The sequence below is a fragment of the Kosakonia sp. YIM B13588 genome (assembly GCF_042788165.1).
Lineage (GTDB): Bacteria > Pseudomonadota > Gammaproteobacteria > Enterobacterales > Enterobacteriaceae > Kosakonia > Kosakonia sacchari.
This window is the reverse complement of sequence record NZ_JBHZPO010000024.1, coordinates 9,796-26,205: the sequence shown is the minus strand read 5'-3', so window position 1 is coordinate 26,205 and position 16,410 is coordinate 9,796. Positions and strand designations below refer to the sequence as shown.

Genomic DNA, 16,410 nt, shown 5'->3' with positions numbered 1-16,410 from the left:
GCGATGGACGATGGTCTGCGTTTCGCAATCCGTGAAGGCGGCCGTACCGTTGGCGCGGGCGTTGTAGCAAAAGTTCTGAGCTAATTAATTAGCTTTGAATTGAAAAAGGGCGCTTCGGCGCCCTTTTTGCTGCTCGCTATTTACGGTCGAAATATTTATGCAAAATTAAGCTCCGGGCCGGGTCAGCAGCTTTACAGTTGTGCTATTGTAATCGCAACCATTCTCATTTACACTTTGCGCAGAAATTGAACGGGAGTGATCATGTACGTTTGTTTGTGTAATGGTGTGAGTGATAAAAAAATTCGCCAGGCAGTGCGCCAGTTTCATCCTCAATCATTTCAGCAGCTCCGCAAGTTTGTTCCGGTTGGAAATCAGTGTGGTAAATGTGTTCGTGCAGCAAGAGAGATCATGCAAGACGAACTTACCCAGATGCCGGAATACAAAGAGATTGCCTGAGTTTTTATCTTTTTTTTGACATCCTTGTAGCCCCATCTACGCTTCAATGAGTGGAAGCGGAGGGACTAAATAATGAAAGGTGATGTTAAAATCATAAATTATCTCAATAAATTATTGGGAAATGAGCTTGTCGCAATAAACCAATACTTTCTCCATGCGAGAATGTTCAAAAATTGGGGACTGACGCGCCTCAATGATGTCGAATACCATGAATCTATTGATGAAATGAAACACGCCGATCTCTACATCGAGCGTATTTTGTTTCTTGAAGGTATCCCTAATTTGCAGGACTTGGGGAAACTGGGGATTGGTGAAGACGTTGAAGAGATGCTGCAATCGGATCTCCGACTGGAGCTCGAAGGCGCGAAGGATTTGCGCGAAGCCATCGCTTATGCAGATAGCGTCCATGACTACGTTAGCCGCGACATGATGATCAAGATACTTTCCGAAGAAGAGCATCATATTGATTGGCTGGAAACAGAGCTGGATCTGATAAGCAAAATTGGTATTCAGAACTATCTCCAGTCGCAAATCAAAGTGGAAGAGTAGTTGGTATCACAGAATGGTATCCCGTCAGTAAACCCGCTGCCGCCAGAAATGGCCCGAAAGGCAGTGGGTTTTTTAATGCCTGTAAACTTCGCAATCGGAGTGCGTTGATACTTACCACACCGCAGGCCAATAAGGCGGCTATAAAAACCAGGCCAGGTAAATTCTGCCAGCCATGCCAGGCCCCGAGAGCCGAAAGATATTTTACATCGCCGTAGCCAAGCCCTTCCTTACCGCGCAACTTTTTGTAGCCCCAATAAAAAACAGCAAACCCAATGTAACCAGCCGTCGCGCCGATAACTGCCTGCTTCAATAATTCAGCATTTGCGAAGCAGTGCCAAATTAGCCCCGCCCAGAGAAGAGGGCAGGTTAAACGATCTGGCAGCAACCCGGTATGGATGTCGTGCCAGACAAGCATTAGATTGAGTAACAGATAAATAGTGAGAAAAAACATAGCGTCCTGCCAGATAAGCCGGTAACGGGTGGCATGCAGAATGCGAAATTGCGGTGTGAAAACCAATTAACTCCTTCTAACGTTGCGTAGCTGCTCGTGAGAAATGATACCGGCATTGTTGCTGTTACGTTCACACTGCGAGCATGCGCGCAGCACTGCTTAATTTCTAAACTGTACTTGCGTCTGGCTCAGATTTACGTATAATGCGCGGGCTTGTCGTAAATGACGGCAGGTTCAATCTGAACCACAACGGTGCTGTTTGGCCGTTACAATGCCCCCAATCGGGGGGCTACGTAAGAACGATTACACTCCCCCATCAATCGTAATGGGTGTGAGGAGTAATTATTTTCGTCTATAAATAATTGGAGCTCTGGTCTCATGCAGAACCAAAGAATCCGTATCCGTCTTAAAGCGTTTGATCATCGTCTGATCGATCAATCAACCGCGGAAATCGTCGAGACTGCTAAGCGCACTGGTGCGCAAGTCCGTGGTCCGATCCCGCTGCCGACCCGCAAAGAGCGCTTCACCGTTCTGATCTCCCCGCACGTTAACAAAGACGCGCGTGATCAGTACGAAATCCGCACTCACAAGCGTCTGGTTGACATCGTTGAGCCAACCGAGAAAACCGTTGATGCTCTGATGCGTCTGGACCTGGCTGCCGGTGTAGACGTGCAGATCAGCCTGGGTTAATCAGGTCATCGAGCGATTGAGAGGTTGAAACAATGATTGGTTTAGTCGGTAAAAAAGTGGGCATGACCCGCATCTTCACTGAAGATGGCGTATCTATCCCAGTAACCGTAATCGAAGTTGAAGCAAACCGCGTTACTCAGGTTAAAGACCTGGCTAACGATGGCTACCGCGCAATCCAGGTTACCACCGGTGCTAAAAAAGCTAACCGTGTAACCAAACCGGAAGCGGGTCACTTCGCTAAAGCTGGCGTTGAAGCTGGCCGTGGTCTGTGGGAATTCCGTCTTGCTGACGGCGAAGAATTCACCGTAGGTCAGGACATTAGCGTTGAGCTGTTTGCTGAAGTTAAAAAAGTTGACGTAACTGGCACCTCTAAAGGTAAAGGTTTCGCAGGTACCGTTAAGCGCTGGAACTTCCGTACCCAGGACGCTACCCACGGTAACTCCCTGTCTCACCGCGTTCCGGGTTCTATCGGTCAGAACCAGACTCCGGGCAAAGTGTTCAAGGGCAAGAAAATGGCAGGTCAGCTGGGTAATGAGCGCGTAACCGTTCAGAGCCTGGACGTAGTACGTGTTGACGCTGAGCGCAACCTGCTGCTGGTTAAAGGTGCTGTCCCGGGTGCAACCGGTAGCGACCTGATCGTTAAACCAGCTGTGAAGGCGTGAGGAGATAGCAATGGAATTAGTATTGAAAGACGCGCAGAGCGCGCTGACTGTTTCCGAAACTACCTTCGGTCGTGACTTCAACGAAGCGCTGGTACACCAGGTTGTCGTTGCTTACGCAGCTGGTGCTCGTCAGGGTACTCGTGCTCAGAAGACCCGTGCTGAAGTAACTGGTTCCGGTAAAAAACCGTGGCGCCAGAAAGGCACCGGCCGTGCTCGTTCTGGTTCTATTAAGAGCCCGATCTGGCGTTCTGGTGGCGTGACCTTCGCTGCGCGTCCGCAGGACCACAGTCAAAAAGTTAACAAAAAGATGTACCGCGGCGCGCTGAAAAGCATCCTGTCCGAACTGGTACGTCAGGATCGTCTGATCGTTGTCGAGCAGTTCTCTGTAGAAGCACCGAAAACCAAGCTGCTGGCTCAGAAACTGAAAGACATGGCTCTGGAAGATGTGCTGATCATCACTGGTGAGCTGGACGAGAACCTGTTCCTGGCCGCGCGCAACCTGCACAAGGTTGATGTTCGCGACGCGACTGGTATCGACCCGGTTAGCCTGATCGCCTTCGACAAAGTCGTAATGACTGCTGATGCTGTTAAGCAAGTTGAGGAGATGCTGGCATGATTCGTGAAGAACGTCTGCTGAAGGTGCTGCGCGCACCGCACGTTTCTGAAAAAGCGTCTACTGCGATGGAAAAAACAAACACCATCGTTCTCAAAGTTGCTAAAGACGCGACCAAAGCAGAAATCAAAGCTGCTGTGCAGAAACTGTTTGAAGTCGAAGTCGAAGTCGTTAACACCCTGGTAGTTAAAGGGAAAGTTAAACGTCACGGACAGCGTATCGGTCGTCGTAGCGACTGGAAAAAAGCTTACGTCACCCTGAAAGAAGGCCAGAATCTGGACTTCGTTGGCGGCGCTGAGTAAGTCGGAGGAGTAATACAATGGCAGTTGTTAAATGTAAACCGACATCTCCGGGTCGTCGCCACGTTGTTAAAGTGGTTAACCCTGAGCTGCACAAGGGCAAACCTTTTGCTCCGTTGCTGGAAAAAAACAGCAAATCCGGTGGTCGTAACAACAATGGCCGTATCACCACTCGTCATATCGGTGGTGGCCACAAGCAGGCTTACCGTATTGTTGACTTCAAACGCAACAAAGATGGTATCCCGGCAGTTGTTGAGCGTCTTGAGTACGATCCGAACCGTTCCGCGAACATCGCGCTGGTTCTGTACAAAGATGGCGAACGCCGTTACATCCTGGCCCCTAAAGGCCTGAAAGCTGGCGACCAGATTCAGTCTGGCGTTGATGCTGCAATCAAAGCAGGTAACACCCTGCCGATGCGCAATATCCCGGTTGGTTCTACCGTTCATAACGTAGAAATGAAACCAGGTAAAGGCGGTCAGCTGGCTCGTTCCGCTGGTACTTACGTTCAGATCGTTGCTCGTGATGGTGCTTACGTCACCCTGCGTCTGCGTTCTGGTGAAATGCGTAAAGTCGAAGCAGAATGCCGCGCGACTCTGGGCGAAGTTGGCAATGCTGAGCATATGCTGCGCGTTCTGGGTAAAGCAGGTGCTGCACGCTGGCGTGGTGTTCGTCCTACCGTTCGCGGTACTGCGATGAACCCAGTCGACCACCCACATGGTGGTGGTGAAGGTCGTAACTTTGGTAAGCACCCGGTAACTCCGTGGGGCGTTCAGACCAAAGGTAAGAAGACCCGCAGCAACAAGCGTACTGATAAATTCATCGTACGTCGCCGTAGCAAATAATTTTAGAGGATAAGCCATGCCACGTTCTCTCAAGAAAGGTCCTTTTATTGACCTGCACTTGCTGAAGAAGGTAGAGAAAGCGGTGGAAAGCGGAGACAAGAAGCCCCTGCGCACTTGGTCCCGTCGTTCAACGATCTTTCCTAACATGATCGGTTTGACCATCGCTGTCCATAATGGTCGTCAGCACGTTCCGGTATTTGTTTCCGACGAAATGGTCGGTCACAAACTGGGTGAATTCGCACCGACTCGTACTTATCGCGGCCACGCTGCTGATAAAAAAGCGAAGAAGAAATAAGGTAGGAGGAAGAGATGGAAACTTTAGCTCAACATCGCCATGCTCGTTCTTCTGCTCAGAAGGTTCGCCTTGTTGCTGACCTGATTCGCGGTAAGAAAGTGTCGCAGGCCCTGGATATTCTGACCTACACCAATAAGAAAGCGGCTGTACTGGTCAAGAAAGTTCTGGAATCTGCCATTGCTAACGCTGAACACAACGATGGCGCTGACATTGACGATCTGAAAGTTGCGAAAATTTTCGTAGACGAAGGCCCGAGCATGAAGCGCATTATGCCGCGTGCAAAAGGTCGTGCAGATCGCATCCTGAAGCGCACCAGCCACATCACTGTGGTTGTGTCCGATCGCTGAGACTCTGGAGACTAGCAATGGGTCAGAAAGTACATCCTAATGGTATTCGCCTGGGTATTGTAAAACCATGGAACTCAACCTGGTTTGCGAACACCAAAGAATTCGCTGACAACCTGGACAGCGATTTTAAAGTACGTCAGTACCTGACTAAGGAACTGGCTAAAGCGTCTGTATCTCGTATCGTTATCGAGCGTCCGGCTAAGAGCATCCGTGTAACCATTCACACTGCTCGCCCGGGTATCGTTATCGGTAAAAAAGGTGAAGACGTTGAGAAACTGCGCAAGGTCGTAGCGGATATCGCTGGCGTTCCTGCTCAGATCAATATCGCCGAAGTTCGTAAACCTGAACTGGACGCAAAACTGGTTGCTGACAGCATCACTTCTCAGCTGGAACGTCGTGTTATGTTCCGTCGTGCTATGAAGCGTGCTGTACAGAACGCAATGCGTCTGGGCGCTAAAGGTATCAAAGTTGAAGTTAGCGGCCGTCTGGGCGGCGCGGAAATTGCACGTACCGAATGGTATCGTGAAGGTCGCGTTCCGCTGCACACTCTGCGTGCTGACATCGACTACAACACCTCCGAAGCGCACACCACTTACGGTGTAATCGGCGTAAAAGTGTGGATCTTCAAAGGCGAGATCCTTGGTGGTATGGCTGCAGTTGAACAACCGGAAAAACCGGCTGCTCAACCTAAAAAGCAGCAGCGTAAAGGCCGTAAATAAGGAGCGTCGCTGATGTTACAACCAAAGCGTACAAAATTCCGTAAAGTGCACAAAGGCCGCAACCGTGGTCTCGCGCAGGGCACGGATGTGAGCTTCGGCACTTACGGTCTGAAAGCTGTTGGCCGTGGTCGTCTGACCGCTCGTCAGATCGAAGCAGCACGTCGTGCTATGACTCGTGCTGTTAAGCGTCAGGGTAAGATCTGGATCCGTGTATTCCCGGACAAACCGATCACCGAGAAGCCGCTGGAAGTTCGTATGGGTAAAGGTAAAGGTAACGTAGAGTATTGGGTTGCCTTGATTCAGCCGGGTAAAGTCCTGTACGAAATGGACGGTGTTCCGGAAGAGCTGGCCCGTGAAGCCTTCGAGCTGGCAGCAGCAAAACTGCCGATTAAAACCACCTTTGTAACTAAGACGGTGATGTAATGAAAGCAAAAGAGCTGCGTGAAAAGAGCGTTGAAGAGCTGAACACCGAGCTGCTTAACCTGCTGCGCGAGCAGTTCAACCTGCGTATGCAGGCTGCAAGTGGCCAGCTGCAACAGACTCACCTGTTGAAGCAAGTGCGTCGTGATGTCGCACGCGTTAAGACTTTACTGACTGAGAAGGCGGGTGCGTAATGACCGATAAAATCCGTACTCTGCAAGGTCGTGTTGTTAGCGACAAAATGGAGAAATCCATTGTTGTAGCTATCGAACGTTTCGTGAAACACCCGATCTACGGTAAATTCATCAAACGTACGACTAAACTGCACGTACATGACGAGAACAACGAATGCGGCACTGGCGACGTGGTTGAAATCCGCGAATGCCGTCCGCTGTCCAAGACTAAGTCCTGGACGCTGGTTCGCGTTGTAGAGAAAGCGATTCTGTAATAGAGTACGCGTTCTCAAACGAATAAACGGCTCAGCGATGGGCCGTTTATTTTTTCTACCCATATCAAGGAAGCGGTGTTATAATGCTGCGCCCCCGATATGGGGCTTTTTATCGACCCTGATTTTAGGGTCTTCAGTAGTAGTTGACATTAGCGGAGCACTAAAATGATCCAAGAACAGACTATGCTGAACGTCGCCGACAACTCCGGTGCACGTCGCGTAATGTGTATCAAGGTTCTGGGTGGCTCGCACCGTCGCTACGCAGGCGTAGGCGACATCATCAAGATCACCATCAAAGAAGCAATTCCGCGTGGTAAGGTCAAAAAAGGTGATGTGCTGAAGGCGGTAGTGGTGCGCACCAAGAAGGGTGTTCGTCGCCCGGACGGTTCTGTCATTCGCTTCGATGGTAATGCATGCGTTATTTTGAACAATAACAGCGAGCAGCCTATCGGTACGCGTATTTTTGGGCCGGTAACTCGTGAACTTCGTAACGAGAAGTTCATGAAAATTATCTCTCTGGCACCAGAAGTACTCTAAGGAGCGAATCATGGCAGCGAAAATCCGTCGTGATGACGAAGTTATCGTGTTAACCGGTAAAGATAAAGGTAAACGCGGTAAAGTAAAAAATGTTCTGTCTTCCGGCAAGATCATTGTTGAGGGTATCAACCTGGTTAAGAAACATCAGAAGCCGGTTCCGGCCCTGAACCAACCGGGTGGCATCGTTGAAAAAGAAGCTGCAATTCAGGTTTCTAACGTTGCGCTCTTCAATGCGGCAACCGGCAAGGCTGACCGTGTAGGCTTTAGATTCGAAGACGGCAAAAAAGTCCGTTTCTTCAAGTCTAATAGCGAAACTATCAAGTAATTTGGAGTAGTACGATGGCGAAACTGCATGATTACTACAAAGACGAAGTAGTTAGCAAACTCATGACTGAGTTTAACTACAATTCTGTCATGCAAGTCCCTCGGGTCGAGAAGATCACCCTGAATATGGGTGTTGGTGAAGCGATCGCTGACAAGAAACTGCTGGATAACGCAGCAGCTGACCTGGCAGCAATCTCCGGTCAAAAACCGTTGATCACCAAAGCGCGCAAATCTGTTGCGGGCTTCAAAATCCGTCAGGGCTATCCGATCGGCTGTAAAGTGACTCTGCGTGGCGAACGCATGTGGGAGTTCTTTGAGCGCCTGATCACTATTGCTGTACCGCGTATCCGTGACTTCCGTGGCTTGTCCGCTAAGTCTTTCGACGGTCGTGGTAACTACAGCATGGGTGTCCGTGAGCAGATCATCTTCCCAGAAATCGACTACGATAAAGTCGACCGCGTGCGTGGTTTGGATATTACCATTACCACTACTGCGAAATCTGACGAAGAAGGCCGTGCTCTGCTGGCTGCCTTTGACTTCCCGTTCCGCAAGTAAGGTAGGGTTACTTCATGGCTAAGCAATCGATGAAAGCACGCGAAGTTAAACGCGTAGCTTTAGCTGAAAAATACTTCGCGAAACGCGCTGAACTGAAAGCGATCATTTCTGATGTGAACGCTTCCGACGAAGATCGTTGGAACGCTGTTCTCAAGCTGCAGAGTCTGCCGCGTGATTCCAGCCCGTCTCGTCAGCGTAACCGCTGCCGCCAAACTGGTCGTCCGCACGGTTTCCTGCGGAAGTTCGGGTTGAGCCGTATTAAGGTCCGTGAATCCGCTATGCGCGGTGAAATCCCGGGTCTGAAAAAGGCTAGCTGGTAATTGTCACCAATTGAATCACGGGAGTAAAGACAGATGAGCATGCAAGATCCGATCGCGGATATGCTGACCCGTATCCGTAACGGTCAGGCCGCGAACAAAGCTGCGGTCACCATGCCTTCCTCCAGGCTGAAAGTGGCAATTGCCAACGTGCTGAAGGAAGAAGGTTTTATTGAAGATTTCAAAATTGAAGGCGACACCAAGCCGGAACTGGAAGTGACTCTTAAATACTTCCAGGGTAAAGCTGTGGTAGAAAGCATTCAGCGTATCAGCCGCCCAGGTCTGCGCATCTATAAGAAAAAAGATGAGCTGCCGAAAGTTATGGGTGGTATGGGTATCGCAGTTGTTTCTACCTCTAAAGGTGTTATGACTGATCGTGCAGCGCGCCAGGCTGGTCTTGGTGGCGAAATTATCTGCTACGTAGCCTAATCGGAGGAAAAAATGTCTCGTGTTGCTAAAGCACCGGTCGTTATTCCTGCCGGCGTTGACGTAAAAATCAACGGTCAGGTTATCACGATCAAAGGTAAAAACGGCGAGCTGACTCGTACTCTCAACGATGCTGTTGTAGTTAACCAAGCAGACAATGCTCTGACTTTCGGTCCGCGTGATGGTTACGCAGACGGTTGGGCTCAGGCTGGTACCGCGCGTGCCCTGCTGAACTCAATGGTTATCGGTGTTACCGAAGGCTTCACTAAGAAGCTGCAGCTGGTTGGTGTAGGTTACCGCGCAGCGGTCAAAGGGAATGTAGTAAACCTGGCTCTGGGTTTCTCTCATCCTGTTGATCATCAGCTGCCGGCCGGTATCACTGCAGAATGTCCGTCACAGACTGAAATCGTGCTGAAAGGCGCGGATAAGCAGGTGATTGGCCAGGTTGCAGCAGATCTGCGCGCCTACCGTCGTCCTGAGCCTTACAAAGGCAAGGGTGTTCGTTACGCCGACGAAGTCGTGCGTACCAAAGAGGCTAAGAAGAAGTAAGGTAACACTATGGATAAGAAATCTGCTCGTATCCGTCGTGCGACCCGCGCACGCCGCAAGCTCAAAGAGCTTGGTGCGACTCGCCTGGTGGTACATCGTACCCCGCGTCATATCTACGCCCAGGTAATCGCATCGAATGGTTCTGAAGTTCTGGTAGCTGCTTCTACTGTAGAAAAAGCTATCTCTGAACAACTGAAGTACACCGGTAACAAAGACGCGGCCGCAGCTGTGGGTAAAGCTGTAGCTGAACGCGCTCTGGAAAAAGGCATCAAAGATGTTTCCTTTGACCGTTCCGGGTTCCAATATCATGGTCGCGTCCAGGCACTGGCAGATGCTGCCCGTGAAGCTGGCCTTCAGTTCTAAGGTAGAGGTGTAAGATGGCTCACATCGAAAAACAAGCTGGCGAACTGCAGGAAAAGCTGATCGCGGTAAACCGCGTATCTAAAACCGTTAAAGGTGGTCGTATTTTCTCCTTCACAGCTCTGACTGTTGTTGGCGATGGTAACGGTCGCGTTGGTTTTGGTTACGGTAAGGCCCGCGAAGTTCCGGCAGCGATCCAGAAAGCGATGGAAAAAGCCCGTCGCAATATGATTAACGTCGCGCTGAACCACGGCACCCTGCAGCACCCGGTTAAGGGTACTCACACGGGTTCTCGTGTATTCATGCAGCCGGCTTCCGAAGGTACCGGTATTATTGCCGGTGGTGCAATGCGCGCCGTTCTGGAAGTCGCTGGGGTTCATAACGTTCTGGCTAAAGCATATGGTTCCACCAACCCGATTAACGTGGTTCGTGCAACTATTGATGGTCTGGAAAATATGAAATCCCCGGAAATGGTCGCTGCCAAGCGTGGTAAATCCGTTGAAGAAATTCTGGGGTAATTGACCATGGCAAAGACTATTAAAATCACTCAAACCCGCAGTGCAATCGGTCGTCTGCCGAAACACAAGGCAACGCTGCTTGGCCTGGGTCTGCGTCGTATTGGTCATACTGTTGAACGTGAGGATACTCCTGCGGTTCGCGGTATGGTCAACGCGGTTTCCTTCATGGTTAAAGTTGAGGAGTAAGAGATGCGTTTAAATACTCTGTCTCCGGCCGAAGGCTCCAAAAAGGCGGGTAAACGCCTGGGTCGTGGTATCGGTTCTGGCCTCGGTAAAACCGGTGGTCGTGGTCACAAAGGTCAGAAATCTCGTTCTGGCGGTGGCGTACGTCGCGGTTTCGAGGGTGGTCAGATGCCACTGTATCGTCGTCTGCCGAAATTCGGTTTCACTTCTCGCAAAGCAATGATCACGGCAGAGATTCGTCTGTCCGATCTGGCTAAAGTAGAAGGCGACGTAGTTGACCTGAACACGCTTAAAGCGGCTAACATTATCGGCATCCAGATCGAGTTCGCGAAAGTGATCCTGGCTGGTGAAGTAGCTCGTCCGGTAACTGTTCGTGGCCTGCGTGTGACGAAAGGCGCTCGTGCTGCTATCGAAGCTGCTGGCGGTAAAATTGAGGAATAAGTAGCAGATGGCTAAACAACCGGGATTAGATTTTCAAAGTGCCAAGGGTGGAATTGGCGAACTGAAACGCAGACTGCTGTTTGTTATCGGTGCGTTGATTGTTTTCCGTATTGGCTCTTTTATTCCGATCCCTGGTATTGATGCCGCTGTACTTGCCAAACTGCTTGAGCAACAGCGTGGCACCATCATTGAGATGTTTAACATGTTCTCTGGTGGTGCTCTTAGTCGTGCTTCTATCTTTGCATTGGGTATCATGCCGTATATTTCGGCATCGATTATTATCCAGCTGTTAACGGTCGTTCATCCGGCCCTGGCAGAGCTGAAGAAAGAAGGGGAGTCTGGCCGTCGCAAGATCAGCCAGTACACCCGTTACGGCACTCTGGTGTTGGCGATATTCCAGTCGATCGGTATTGCTACCGGTTTACCGAATATGCCTGGTATGCAAGGTCTGGTTATGAACCCAGGCTTTGCATTCTACTTCACCGCTGTTGTGAGTCTGGTTACAGGAACTATGTTCCTGATGTGGCTCGGTGAACAGATTACTGAACGCGGTATCGGCAACGGTATCTCGATCATTATCTTTGCCGGCATCGTGGCGGGTCTTCCGCCAGCCATTGCCCATACTATCGAGCAAGCGCGTCAAGGCGACCTGCACTTCCTCCTGTTGCTGTTGGTTGCAGTATTAGTATTCGCAGTGACGTTCTTTGTTGTTTTCGTTGAACGTGGTCAACGCCGCATCGTGGTGAACTATGCAAAACGTCAGCAAGGTCGTCGTGTCTATGCTGCTCAGAGCACACATTTACCGCTGAAAGTGAATATGGCGGGGGTAATCCCGGCAATCTTCGCTTCCAGTATTATTCTGTTCCCTGCAACCATTGCGTCATGGTTCGGGGGCGGTACTGGTTGGAACTGGCTGACAACAATTTCGCTGTATTTGCAGCCTGGGCAACCGCTTTATGTGTTACTCTATGCGTCTGCAATCATCTTCTTCTGTTTCTTCTATACGGCGTTGGTTTTCAACCCGCGAGAAACAGCAGATAACCTGAAGAAGTCCGGTGCATTTGTACCAGGAATTCGTCCGGGAGAGCAAACGGCGAAGTATATCGATAAAGTAATGACCCGCCTGACTTTGGTCGGTGCGCTTTATATTACTTTTATCTGCCTGATCCCGGAGTTCATGCGTGATGCGATGAAGGTACCGTTCTACTTTGGTGGGACGTCACTGCTTATCGTTGTTGTCGTGATTATGGACTTTATGGCTCAAGTGCAAACTCTGATGATGTCCAGTCAGTATGAGTCTGCATTGAAGAAGGCGAACCTGAAAGGCTATGGCCGTTAATGGTCGCCCGAGAAGTTACGGAGAGTAAAAATGAAAGTTCGTGCTTCCGTCAAGAAATTATGCCGTAACTGCAAAATCGTTAAGCGTGATGGCGTCATCCGCGTGATTTGCAGTGCCGAGCCGAAGCATAAACAGCGCCAAGGCTGATTATTTCGCATATTTTTCTTGCAAAGTTGGGTTGAGCTGGCTAGATTAGCCAGCCAATCTTTTGTATGTCTGTACGTTTCCATTTGAGTATCCTGAAAACGGGCTTTTCAGCATGGTGCGTGCAAGTAAAATTATAGGAGTGCATAGTGGCCCGTATAGCAGGCATTAACATTCCTGATCAGAAACATGCTGTGATCGCATTAACTTCGATCTATGGCGTCGGTAAAACCCGCTCTCAAGCCATTCTGGCTGCTGCGGGCATCGCTGAAAATGTTAAGATCAGTGAGCTGTCTGAAGAACAAATCGACACGCTGCGTGACGAAGTTGCCAAATTTGTCGTTGAAGGTGATCTGCGCCGTGAAATTAGCATGAGCATCAAGCGCCTGATGGATCTTGGTTGCTATCGCGGTTTGCGTCATCGTCGTGGTCTCCCGGTTCGCGGTCAGCGTACCAAGACCAACGCACGTACCCGTAAGGGTCCGCGCAAACCGATCAAGAAATAATCGGGGTGATTGAATAATGGCAAAGGCACCAATTCGTGCACGTAAACGTGTAAGAAAACAAGTCTCTGACGGCGTGGCTCATATCCATGCTTCTTTCAACAACACCATCGTTACTATTACTGATCGTCAGGGTAACGCGCTGGGTTGGGCAACAGCCGGTGGTTCCGGTTTCCGTGGTTCTCGCAAATCCACTCCGTTTGCAGCTCAGGTTGCAGCAGAGCGTTGCGCTGAAGCCGTAAAAGAATACGGTATCAAGAATCTGGAAGTTATGGTTAAGGGACCGGGTCCGGGCCGCGAATCTACTATTCGTGCTCTGAACGCCGCTGGTTTCCGCATCACTAATATTACTGATGTGACTCCGATCCCTCACAACGGTTGTCGTCCGCCGAAAAAACGTCGCGTATAACGCGCTCGTTTTCTAGGATTGTTGGAGAAAGAAAATGGCAAGATATTTGGGTCCTAAGCTCAAGCTGAGCCGTCGTGAGGGCACAGACCTGTTCCTTAAGTCTGGCGTTCGCGCGATCGATACCAAGTGTAAAATTGAACAAGCTCCTGGCCAGCACGGTGCGCGTAAACCGCGTCTGTCTGACTATGGTGTGCAGTTGCGTGAAAAGCAAAAAGTTCGCCGTATTTACGGTGTGCTGGAGCGTCAGTTCCGTAACTACTACAAAGAAGCAGCACGTCTGAAAGGCAACACCGGTGAAAACCTGTTGGGTCTGCTGGAAGGTCGTCTGGACAACGTTGTATACCGTATGGGCTTTGGCGCCACTCGTGCTGAAGCACGCCAGCTGGTTAGCCACAAAGCAATCATGGTAAACGGTCGTGTTGTTAACATCGCTTCTTATCAGGTTAGTCCGAATGACGTTGTTAGCATTCGTGAGAAAGCGAAAAAGCAGTCTCGCGTGAAAGCCGCTCTGGAGCTGGCTGAGCAGCGTGAAAAGCCAACCTGGCTGGAAGTTGATGCTGGCAAGATGGAAGGCACGTTCAAGCGTAAGCCGGAGCGTTCTGATCTGTCTGCGGACATTAACGAACACCTGATCGTCGAGCTTTACTCCAAGTAAAGCTTAGTACCAAAGAGAGGACACAATGCAGGGTTCTGTGACAGAGTTTCTAAAACCGCGCCTGGTAGATATCGAGCAAGTGAGTTCGACGCACGCCAAGGTGACCCTTGAGCCTTTAGAGCGTGGCTTTGGCCATACTCTGGGTAACGCACTGCGCCGTATTCTGCTCTCATCGATGCCGGGTTGCGCGGTGACTGAGGTTGAGATTGATGGTGTACTTCATGAGTACAGCACCAAAGAAGGCGTTCAGGAAGATATCCTTGAAATCCTGCTCAACCTGAAAGGGCTGGCGGTGAGAGTTCAGGGTAAAGATGATGTTATTCTTACTCTGAATAAATCTGGCATTGGCCCTGTGACCGCAGCCGACATTACCCACGACGGTGATGTCGAAATCGTCAAGCCGCAGCATGTGATCTGCCACCTGACCGATGAGAACGCATCTATCAATATGCGTATCAAAGTTCAGCGCGGTCGTGGTTATGTTCCGGCGTCTGCCCGAATTCATTCGGAAGAAGATGAGCGCCCAATCGGCCGTCTGCTCGTTGACGCCTGCTACAGCCCTGTAGAGCGTATTGCCTACAATGTTGAAGCAGCACGTGTTGAACAGCGTACCGACCTGGACAAGCTGGTCATCGAAATGGAAACCAACGGCACAATCGATCCTGAAGAGGCGATTCGTCGTGCGGCAACCATTCTGGCTGAACAACTTGAAGCTTTCGTTGATTTACGTGATGTACGTCAGCCGGAAGTTAAAGAAGAGAAACCAGAATTCGATCCGATTCTGCTGCGCCCTGTTGACGATCTGGAATTGACTGTCCGCTCTGCTAACTGCCTCAAGGCAGAAGCTATCCACTATATCGGTGATCTGGTACAGCGTACCGAGGTTGAGTTGCTGAAAACGCCGAACCTGGGTAAAAAATCTCTTACTGAGATTAAAGACGTGCTGGCCTCCCGCGGTCTGTCTCTGGGCATGCGCCTGGAAAACTGGCCGCCGGCAAGCATTGCTGACGAGTAACCGGATCACAGGTTAAGGTTTTACTGAGAAGGATAAGGTCATGCGCCATCGTAAGAGTGGTCGTCAACTGAACCGCAACAGCAGCCATCGCCAGGCCATGTTCCGTAACATGGCAGGCTCTCTGGTTCGTCATGAGATCATCAAGACGACCCTGCCGAAAGCGAAAGAGCTGCGTCGCGTAGTTGAGCCGCTGATTACTCTTGCCAAGACGGATAGCGTTGCTAATCGTCGTCTGGCATTCGCCCGCACTCGTGATAACGAGATCGTGGCAAAACTGTTTAACGAACTGGGCCCGCGTTTCGCGAGCCGTGCCGGTGGTTACACTCGTATTCTGAAGTGTGGCTTCCGTGCTGGTGACAACGCGCCGATGGCTTACATCGAGCTGGTTGATCGCTCTGAATCGAAAGCAGAAGCTGCTGCAGAGTAATCTGTAGTAACGTAAAGAAACCCGCTTCGGCGGGTTTTTTTATATCGGTCTTACTACCTCTTCCCTACAATGTATGTATCTTTTTTGTTCATCCCCTCGTGAGCCGTTATGTGGTTACTTGATCAGTGGGCAGAACGCCATATTCTCGATGCTCAGCAAAAAGGCGAATTTGATAATCTACCCGGCAACGGTGAGCCGTTGTTGTTGGATGACGATTCTCACGTCCCCGCAGAGCTCCGCGCTGGATACCGCTTGCTGAAAAATGCGGGCTGCCTGCCACCAGAACTGGAATACCGTAAAGAAGCCGTGATGCTTATCGATCTGCTCAATAGCGTGCAGCATGAGCATCCTGATTTCCAGCAATTGCATCGCCGTTTGTCGTTACTGGAAATGAAGGTGCGGCAGGCCGGATTAAGCACCGATTTCCTGCGAGGCGATTATGCCGACAAACTGCAGCAAAAAATTAATGAGGAGTAGTCATGTACCGCATTGGTGAAATAGCGAAACTTGCAGAAGTCACACCAGATACGATCCGTTACTACGAAAAACAGCAAATGATGGATCATGAAGTCAGAACGGAAGGCGGATTTCGTCTTTATACGGATAAGGATCTGCAACGACTCAAATTTATTCGCCATGCCCGGCAATTAGGGTTTACCCTCGAATCCATCCGTGAACTGTTGTCGATCCGTATTGATCCTGAACATCACACTTGCCAGGAGTCGAAAAGTATTGTGCAGGCTCGATTGAGTGAGGTTGAAGCTCGCATCGAAGAGTTGCAGTCCATGCGTCGCTCATTGCAAAAACTGAACGATGCATGTTGTGGTACAGCGCATAGCAGTGTTTATTGTTCTATTCTCGAAGCGCTTGAACAGGGGGCGAGTGGTAACCCGACCACAACGGCCTGTTGATCTTCT

General features: G+C 50.3%; 34 protein-coding genes. 33 read left to right on the top strand and 1 reads right to left on the bottom strand.

What is annotated here, in order from left to right:
- The 3 genes from ACFX4U_RS23880 to bfr form a co-directional block, all read left to right on the top strand.
- Positions 1 to 84: hypothetical protein (locus ACFX4U_RS23880; RefSeq protein WP_000740161.1), on the top strand; the 84-nt coding region annotated here is incomplete at its 5' end.
- A gap of 177 nt (positions 85 to 261) precedes the next feature.
- Complete coding sequence (bfd, locus tag ACFX4U_RS23875) at positions 262 to 456, top strand: bacterioferritin-associated ferredoxin (protein WP_017460066.1); 195 nt, start codon at positions 262 to 264, stop codon at positions 454 to 456.
- A 72-nt stretch (positions 457 to 528) separates the two neighbouring features.
- A complete protein-coding gene (gene bfr / locus ACFX4U_RS23870; protein ID WP_349350396.1) occupies positions 529 to 1,005 on the top strand; it encodes a bacterioferritin in 477 nt (158 codons plus the stop codon).
- On the opposite strand, the gene ACFX4U_RS23865 is transcribed toward bfr, so the two are convergent.
- Positions 989 to 1,456, bottom strand: a complete 468-nt coding sequence (locus tag ACFX4U_RS23865; protein WP_349350645.1) for an A24 family peptidase — start codon at positions 1,454 to 1,456, stop codon at positions 989 to 991. The two genes, bfr and ACFX4U_RS23865, sit on opposite strands and share 17 nt — an antisense overlap.
- 378 nt (positions 1,457 to 1,834) lie before the next feature.
- Here ACFX4U_RS23865 and rpsJ point away from each other — a divergent pair, with 378 nt between their 5' ends.
- From rpsJ to zntR, 30 genes are all read left to right on the top strand, one after another.
- Positions 1,835 to 2,146 (top strand): 30S ribosomal protein S10, encoded by a 312-nt coding sequence (rpsJ, locus tag ACFX4U_RS23860; protein ID WP_001181005.1) that lies wholly within the window; start codon positions 1,835 to 1,837, stop codon positions 2,144 to 2,146.
- A gap of 32 nt (positions 2,147 to 2,178) precedes the next feature.
- Positions 2,179 to 2,808, top strand: a complete 630-nt coding sequence (rplC, locus tag ACFX4U_RS23855; RefSeq protein ID WP_017460069.1) for a 50S ribosomal protein L3 — start codon at positions 2,179 to 2,181, stop codon at positions 2,806 to 2,808.
- Between the two features lie 10 nt (positions 2,809 to 2,818).
- Positions 2,819 to 3,424, top strand: a complete 606-nt coding sequence (gene rplD / locus ACFX4U_RS23850) for a 50S ribosomal protein L4 (protein WP_007369811.1) — start codon at positions 2,819 to 2,821, stop codon at positions 3,422 to 3,424.
- Positions 3,421 to 3,723 (top strand): 50S ribosomal protein L23, encoded by a 303-nt coding sequence (gene rplW / locus ACFX4U_RS23845; protein ID WP_000617546.1) that lies wholly within the window; start codon positions 3,421 to 3,423, stop codon positions 3,721 to 3,723. Before rplD ends, rplW begins: the two co-directional genes overlap by 4 nt.
- Before the next feature lie 17 nt (positions 3,724 to 3,740).
- The gene (rplB, locus tag ACFX4U_RS23840) at positions 3,741 to 4,562 is read left to right on the top strand and encodes a 50S ribosomal protein L2 (protein ID WP_007369812.1); all 822 of its coding nucleotides are present in this window, start codon (positions 3,741 to 3,743) and stop codon (positions 4,560 to 4,562) included.
- A 16-nt stretch (positions 4,563 to 4,578) separates the two neighbouring features.
- Positions 4,579 to 4,857 carry a 30S ribosomal protein S19 gene (rpsS, locus tag ACFX4U_RS23835; RefSeq protein ID WP_001138115.1) on the top strand — a complete coding sequence of 93 codons (279 nt, stop codon included), beginning with the start codon at positions 4,579 to 4,581 and terminating at the stop codon, positions 4,855 to 4,857.
- Positions 4,858 to 4,871: 14 nt separating this feature from the next.
- Positions 4,872 to 5,204 (top strand): 50S ribosomal protein L22, encoded by a 333-nt coding sequence (rplV, locus tag ACFX4U_RS23830; RefSeq protein ID WP_002919773.1) that lies wholly within the window; start codon positions 4,872 to 4,874, stop codon positions 5,202 to 5,204.
- A gap of 17 nt (positions 5,205 to 5,221) precedes the next feature.
- The gene (gene rpsC / locus ACFX4U_RS23825) at positions 5,222 to 5,923 is read left to right on the top strand and encodes a 30S ribosomal protein S3 (protein ID WP_000529945.1); all 702 of its coding nucleotides are present in this window, start codon (positions 5,222 to 5,224) and stop codon (positions 5,921 to 5,923) included.
- Between the two features lie 12 nt (positions 5,924 to 5,935).
- The gene (gene rplP / locus ACFX4U_RS23820) at positions 5,936 to 6,346 is read left to right on the top strand and encodes a 50S ribosomal protein L16 (protein WP_007369814.1); all 411 of its coding nucleotides are present in this window, start codon (positions 5,936 to 5,938) and stop codon (positions 6,344 to 6,346) included.
- Positions 6,346 to 6,537: a 50S ribosomal protein L29 gene (gene rpmC, locus ACFX4U_RS23815; protein ID WP_004388609.1), complete on the top strand. Its 192-nt coding sequence runs from the start codon at positions 6,346 to 6,348 to the stop codon at positions 6,535 to 6,537. The genes rplP and rpmC overlap by 1 nt, the downstream gene beginning before the upstream one ends.
- Positions 6,537 to 6,791: a 30S ribosomal protein S17 gene (gene rpsQ, locus ACFX4U_RS23810; RefSeq protein WP_017460070.1), complete on the top strand. Its 255-nt coding sequence runs from the start codon at positions 6,537 to 6,539 to the stop codon at positions 6,789 to 6,791. The genes rpmC and rpsQ overlap by 1 nt, the downstream gene beginning before the upstream one ends.
- A 165-nt stretch (positions 6,792 to 6,956) precedes the next feature.
- Positions 6,957 to 7,328, top strand: coding sequence for a 50S ribosomal protein L14 (rplN, locus tag ACFX4U_RS23805; protein WP_000613954.1), 372 nt, complete (start codon positions 6,957 to 6,959; stop codon positions 7,326 to 7,328).
- 10 nt (positions 7,329 to 7,338) lie between these two features.
- Entirely contained in the window at positions 7,339 to 7,653 is a 315-nt protein-coding gene (rplX, locus tag ACFX4U_RS23800) for a 50S ribosomal protein L24 (RefSeq protein ID WP_016538464.1), read from the top strand.
- Positions 7,654 to 7,667: 14 nt separating this feature from the next.
- Positions 7,668 to 8,207 (top strand): 50S ribosomal protein L5, encoded by a 540-nt coding sequence (rplE, locus tag ACFX4U_RS23795; RefSeq protein WP_024551596.1) that lies wholly within the window; start codon positions 7,668 to 7,670, stop codon positions 8,205 to 8,207.
- 14 nt (positions 8,208 to 8,221) lie between these two features.
- Complete coding sequence (rpsN, locus tag ACFX4U_RS23790; protein WP_007369817.1) at positions 8,222 to 8,527, top strand: 30S ribosomal protein S14; 306 nt, start codon at positions 8,222 to 8,224, stop codon at positions 8,525 to 8,527.
- A 33-nt stretch (positions 8,528 to 8,560) separates the two neighbouring features.
- Positions 8,561 to 8,953 (top strand): 30S ribosomal protein S8, encoded by a 393-nt coding sequence (gene rpsH, locus ACFX4U_RS23785; protein WP_017460071.1) that lies wholly within the window; start codon positions 8,561 to 8,563, stop codon positions 8,951 to 8,953.
- A gap of 12 nt (positions 8,954 to 8,965) precedes the next feature.
- Positions 8,966 to 9,499, top strand: a complete 534-nt coding sequence (rplF, locus tag ACFX4U_RS23780) for a 50S ribosomal protein L6 (RefSeq protein WP_017460072.1) — start codon at positions 8,966 to 8,968, stop codon at positions 9,497 to 9,499.
- Between the two features lie 9 nt (positions 9,500 to 9,508).
- Positions 9,509 to 9,862 carry a 50S ribosomal protein L18 gene (rplR, locus tag ACFX4U_RS23775; RefSeq protein WP_017460073.1) on the top strand — a complete coding sequence of 118 codons (354 nt, stop codon included), beginning with the start codon at positions 9,509 to 9,511 and terminating at the stop codon, positions 9,860 to 9,862.
- A gap of 14 nt (positions 9,863 to 9,876) precedes the next feature.
- Positions 9,877 to 10,377 carry a 30S ribosomal protein S5 gene (gene rpsE, locus ACFX4U_RS23770; RefSeq protein WP_007369821.1) on the top strand — a complete coding sequence of 167 codons (501 nt, stop codon included), beginning with the start codon at positions 9,877 to 9,879 and terminating at the stop codon, positions 10,375 to 10,377.
- Between the two features lie 6 nt (positions 10,378 to 10,383).
- Positions 10,384 to 10,563, top strand: coding sequence for a 50S ribosomal protein L30 (gene rpmD, locus ACFX4U_RS23765; RefSeq protein WP_001140434.1), 180 nt, complete (start codon positions 10,384 to 10,386; stop codon positions 10,561 to 10,563).
- 3 nt (positions 10,564 to 10,566) lie between these two features.
- A complete protein-coding gene (gene rplO / locus ACFX4U_RS23760) occupies positions 10,567 to 11,001 on the top strand; it encodes a 50S ribosomal protein L15 (RefSeq protein ID WP_007369822.1) in 435 nt (144 codons plus the stop codon).
- Positions 11,002 to 11,008: 7 nt separating this feature from the next.
- Complete coding sequence (secY, locus tag ACFX4U_RS23755; RefSeq protein ID WP_007369823.1) at positions 11,009 to 12,340, top strand: preprotein translocase subunit SecY; 1,332 nt, start codon at positions 11,009 to 11,011, stop codon at positions 12,338 to 12,340.
- A gap of 30 nt (positions 12,341 to 12,370) precedes the next feature.
- A complete protein-coding gene (gene rpmJ, locus ACFX4U_RS23750; RefSeq protein ID WP_000868187.1) occupies positions 12,371 to 12,487 on the top strand; it encodes a 50S ribosomal protein L36 in 117 nt (38 codons plus the stop codon).
- Positions 12,488 to 12,633: 146 nt separating this feature from the next.
- Positions 12,634 to 12,990: a 30S ribosomal protein S13 gene (rpsM, locus tag ACFX4U_RS23745; RefSeq protein ID WP_007369824.1), complete on the top strand. Its 357-nt coding sequence runs from the start codon at positions 12,634 to 12,636 to the stop codon at positions 12,988 to 12,990.
- A gap of 16 nt (positions 12,991 to 13,006) precedes the next feature.
- The gene (gene rpsK / locus ACFX4U_RS23740) at positions 13,007 to 13,396 is read left to right on the top strand and encodes a 30S ribosomal protein S11 (protein WP_002919257.1); all 390 of its coding nucleotides are present in this window, start codon (positions 13,007 to 13,009) and stop codon (positions 13,394 to 13,396) included.
- Between the two features lie 34 nt (positions 13,397 to 13,430).
- The gene (gene rpsD, locus ACFX4U_RS23735) at positions 13,431 to 14,051 is read left to right on the top strand and encodes a 30S ribosomal protein S4 (protein ID WP_003031138.1); all 621 of its coding nucleotides are present in this window, start codon (positions 13,431 to 13,433) and stop codon (positions 14,049 to 14,051) included.
- 25 nt (positions 14,052 to 14,076) lie between these two features.
- Complete coding sequence (locus tag ACFX4U_RS23730) at positions 14,077 to 15,066, top strand: DNA-directed RNA polymerase subunit alpha (protein WP_007369825.1); 990 nt, start codon at positions 14,077 to 14,079, stop codon at positions 15,064 to 15,066.
- Positions 15,067 to 15,106: 40 nt separating this feature from the next.
- A complete protein-coding gene (gene rplQ / locus ACFX4U_RS23725; RefSeq protein ID WP_001216372.1) occupies positions 15,107 to 15,493 on the top strand; it encodes a 50S ribosomal protein L17 in 387 nt (128 codons plus the stop codon).
- A 108-nt stretch (positions 15,494 to 15,601) separates the two neighbouring features.
- Positions 15,602 to 15,970: a DUF1992 domain-containing protein gene (locus ACFX4U_RS23720; protein ID WP_313510809.1), complete on the top strand. Its 369-nt coding sequence runs from the start codon at positions 15,602 to 15,604 to the stop codon at positions 15,968 to 15,970.
- 2 nt (positions 15,971 to 15,972) lie between these two features.
- Complete coding sequence (gene zntR / locus ACFX4U_RS23715) at positions 15,973 to 16,404, top strand: Zn(2+)-responsive transcriptional regulator (protein WP_017460075.1); 432 nt, start codon at positions 15,973 to 15,975, stop codon at positions 16,402 to 16,404.
- The last annotated feature ends 6 nt before the right edge of the window (positions 16,405 to 16,410 follow it).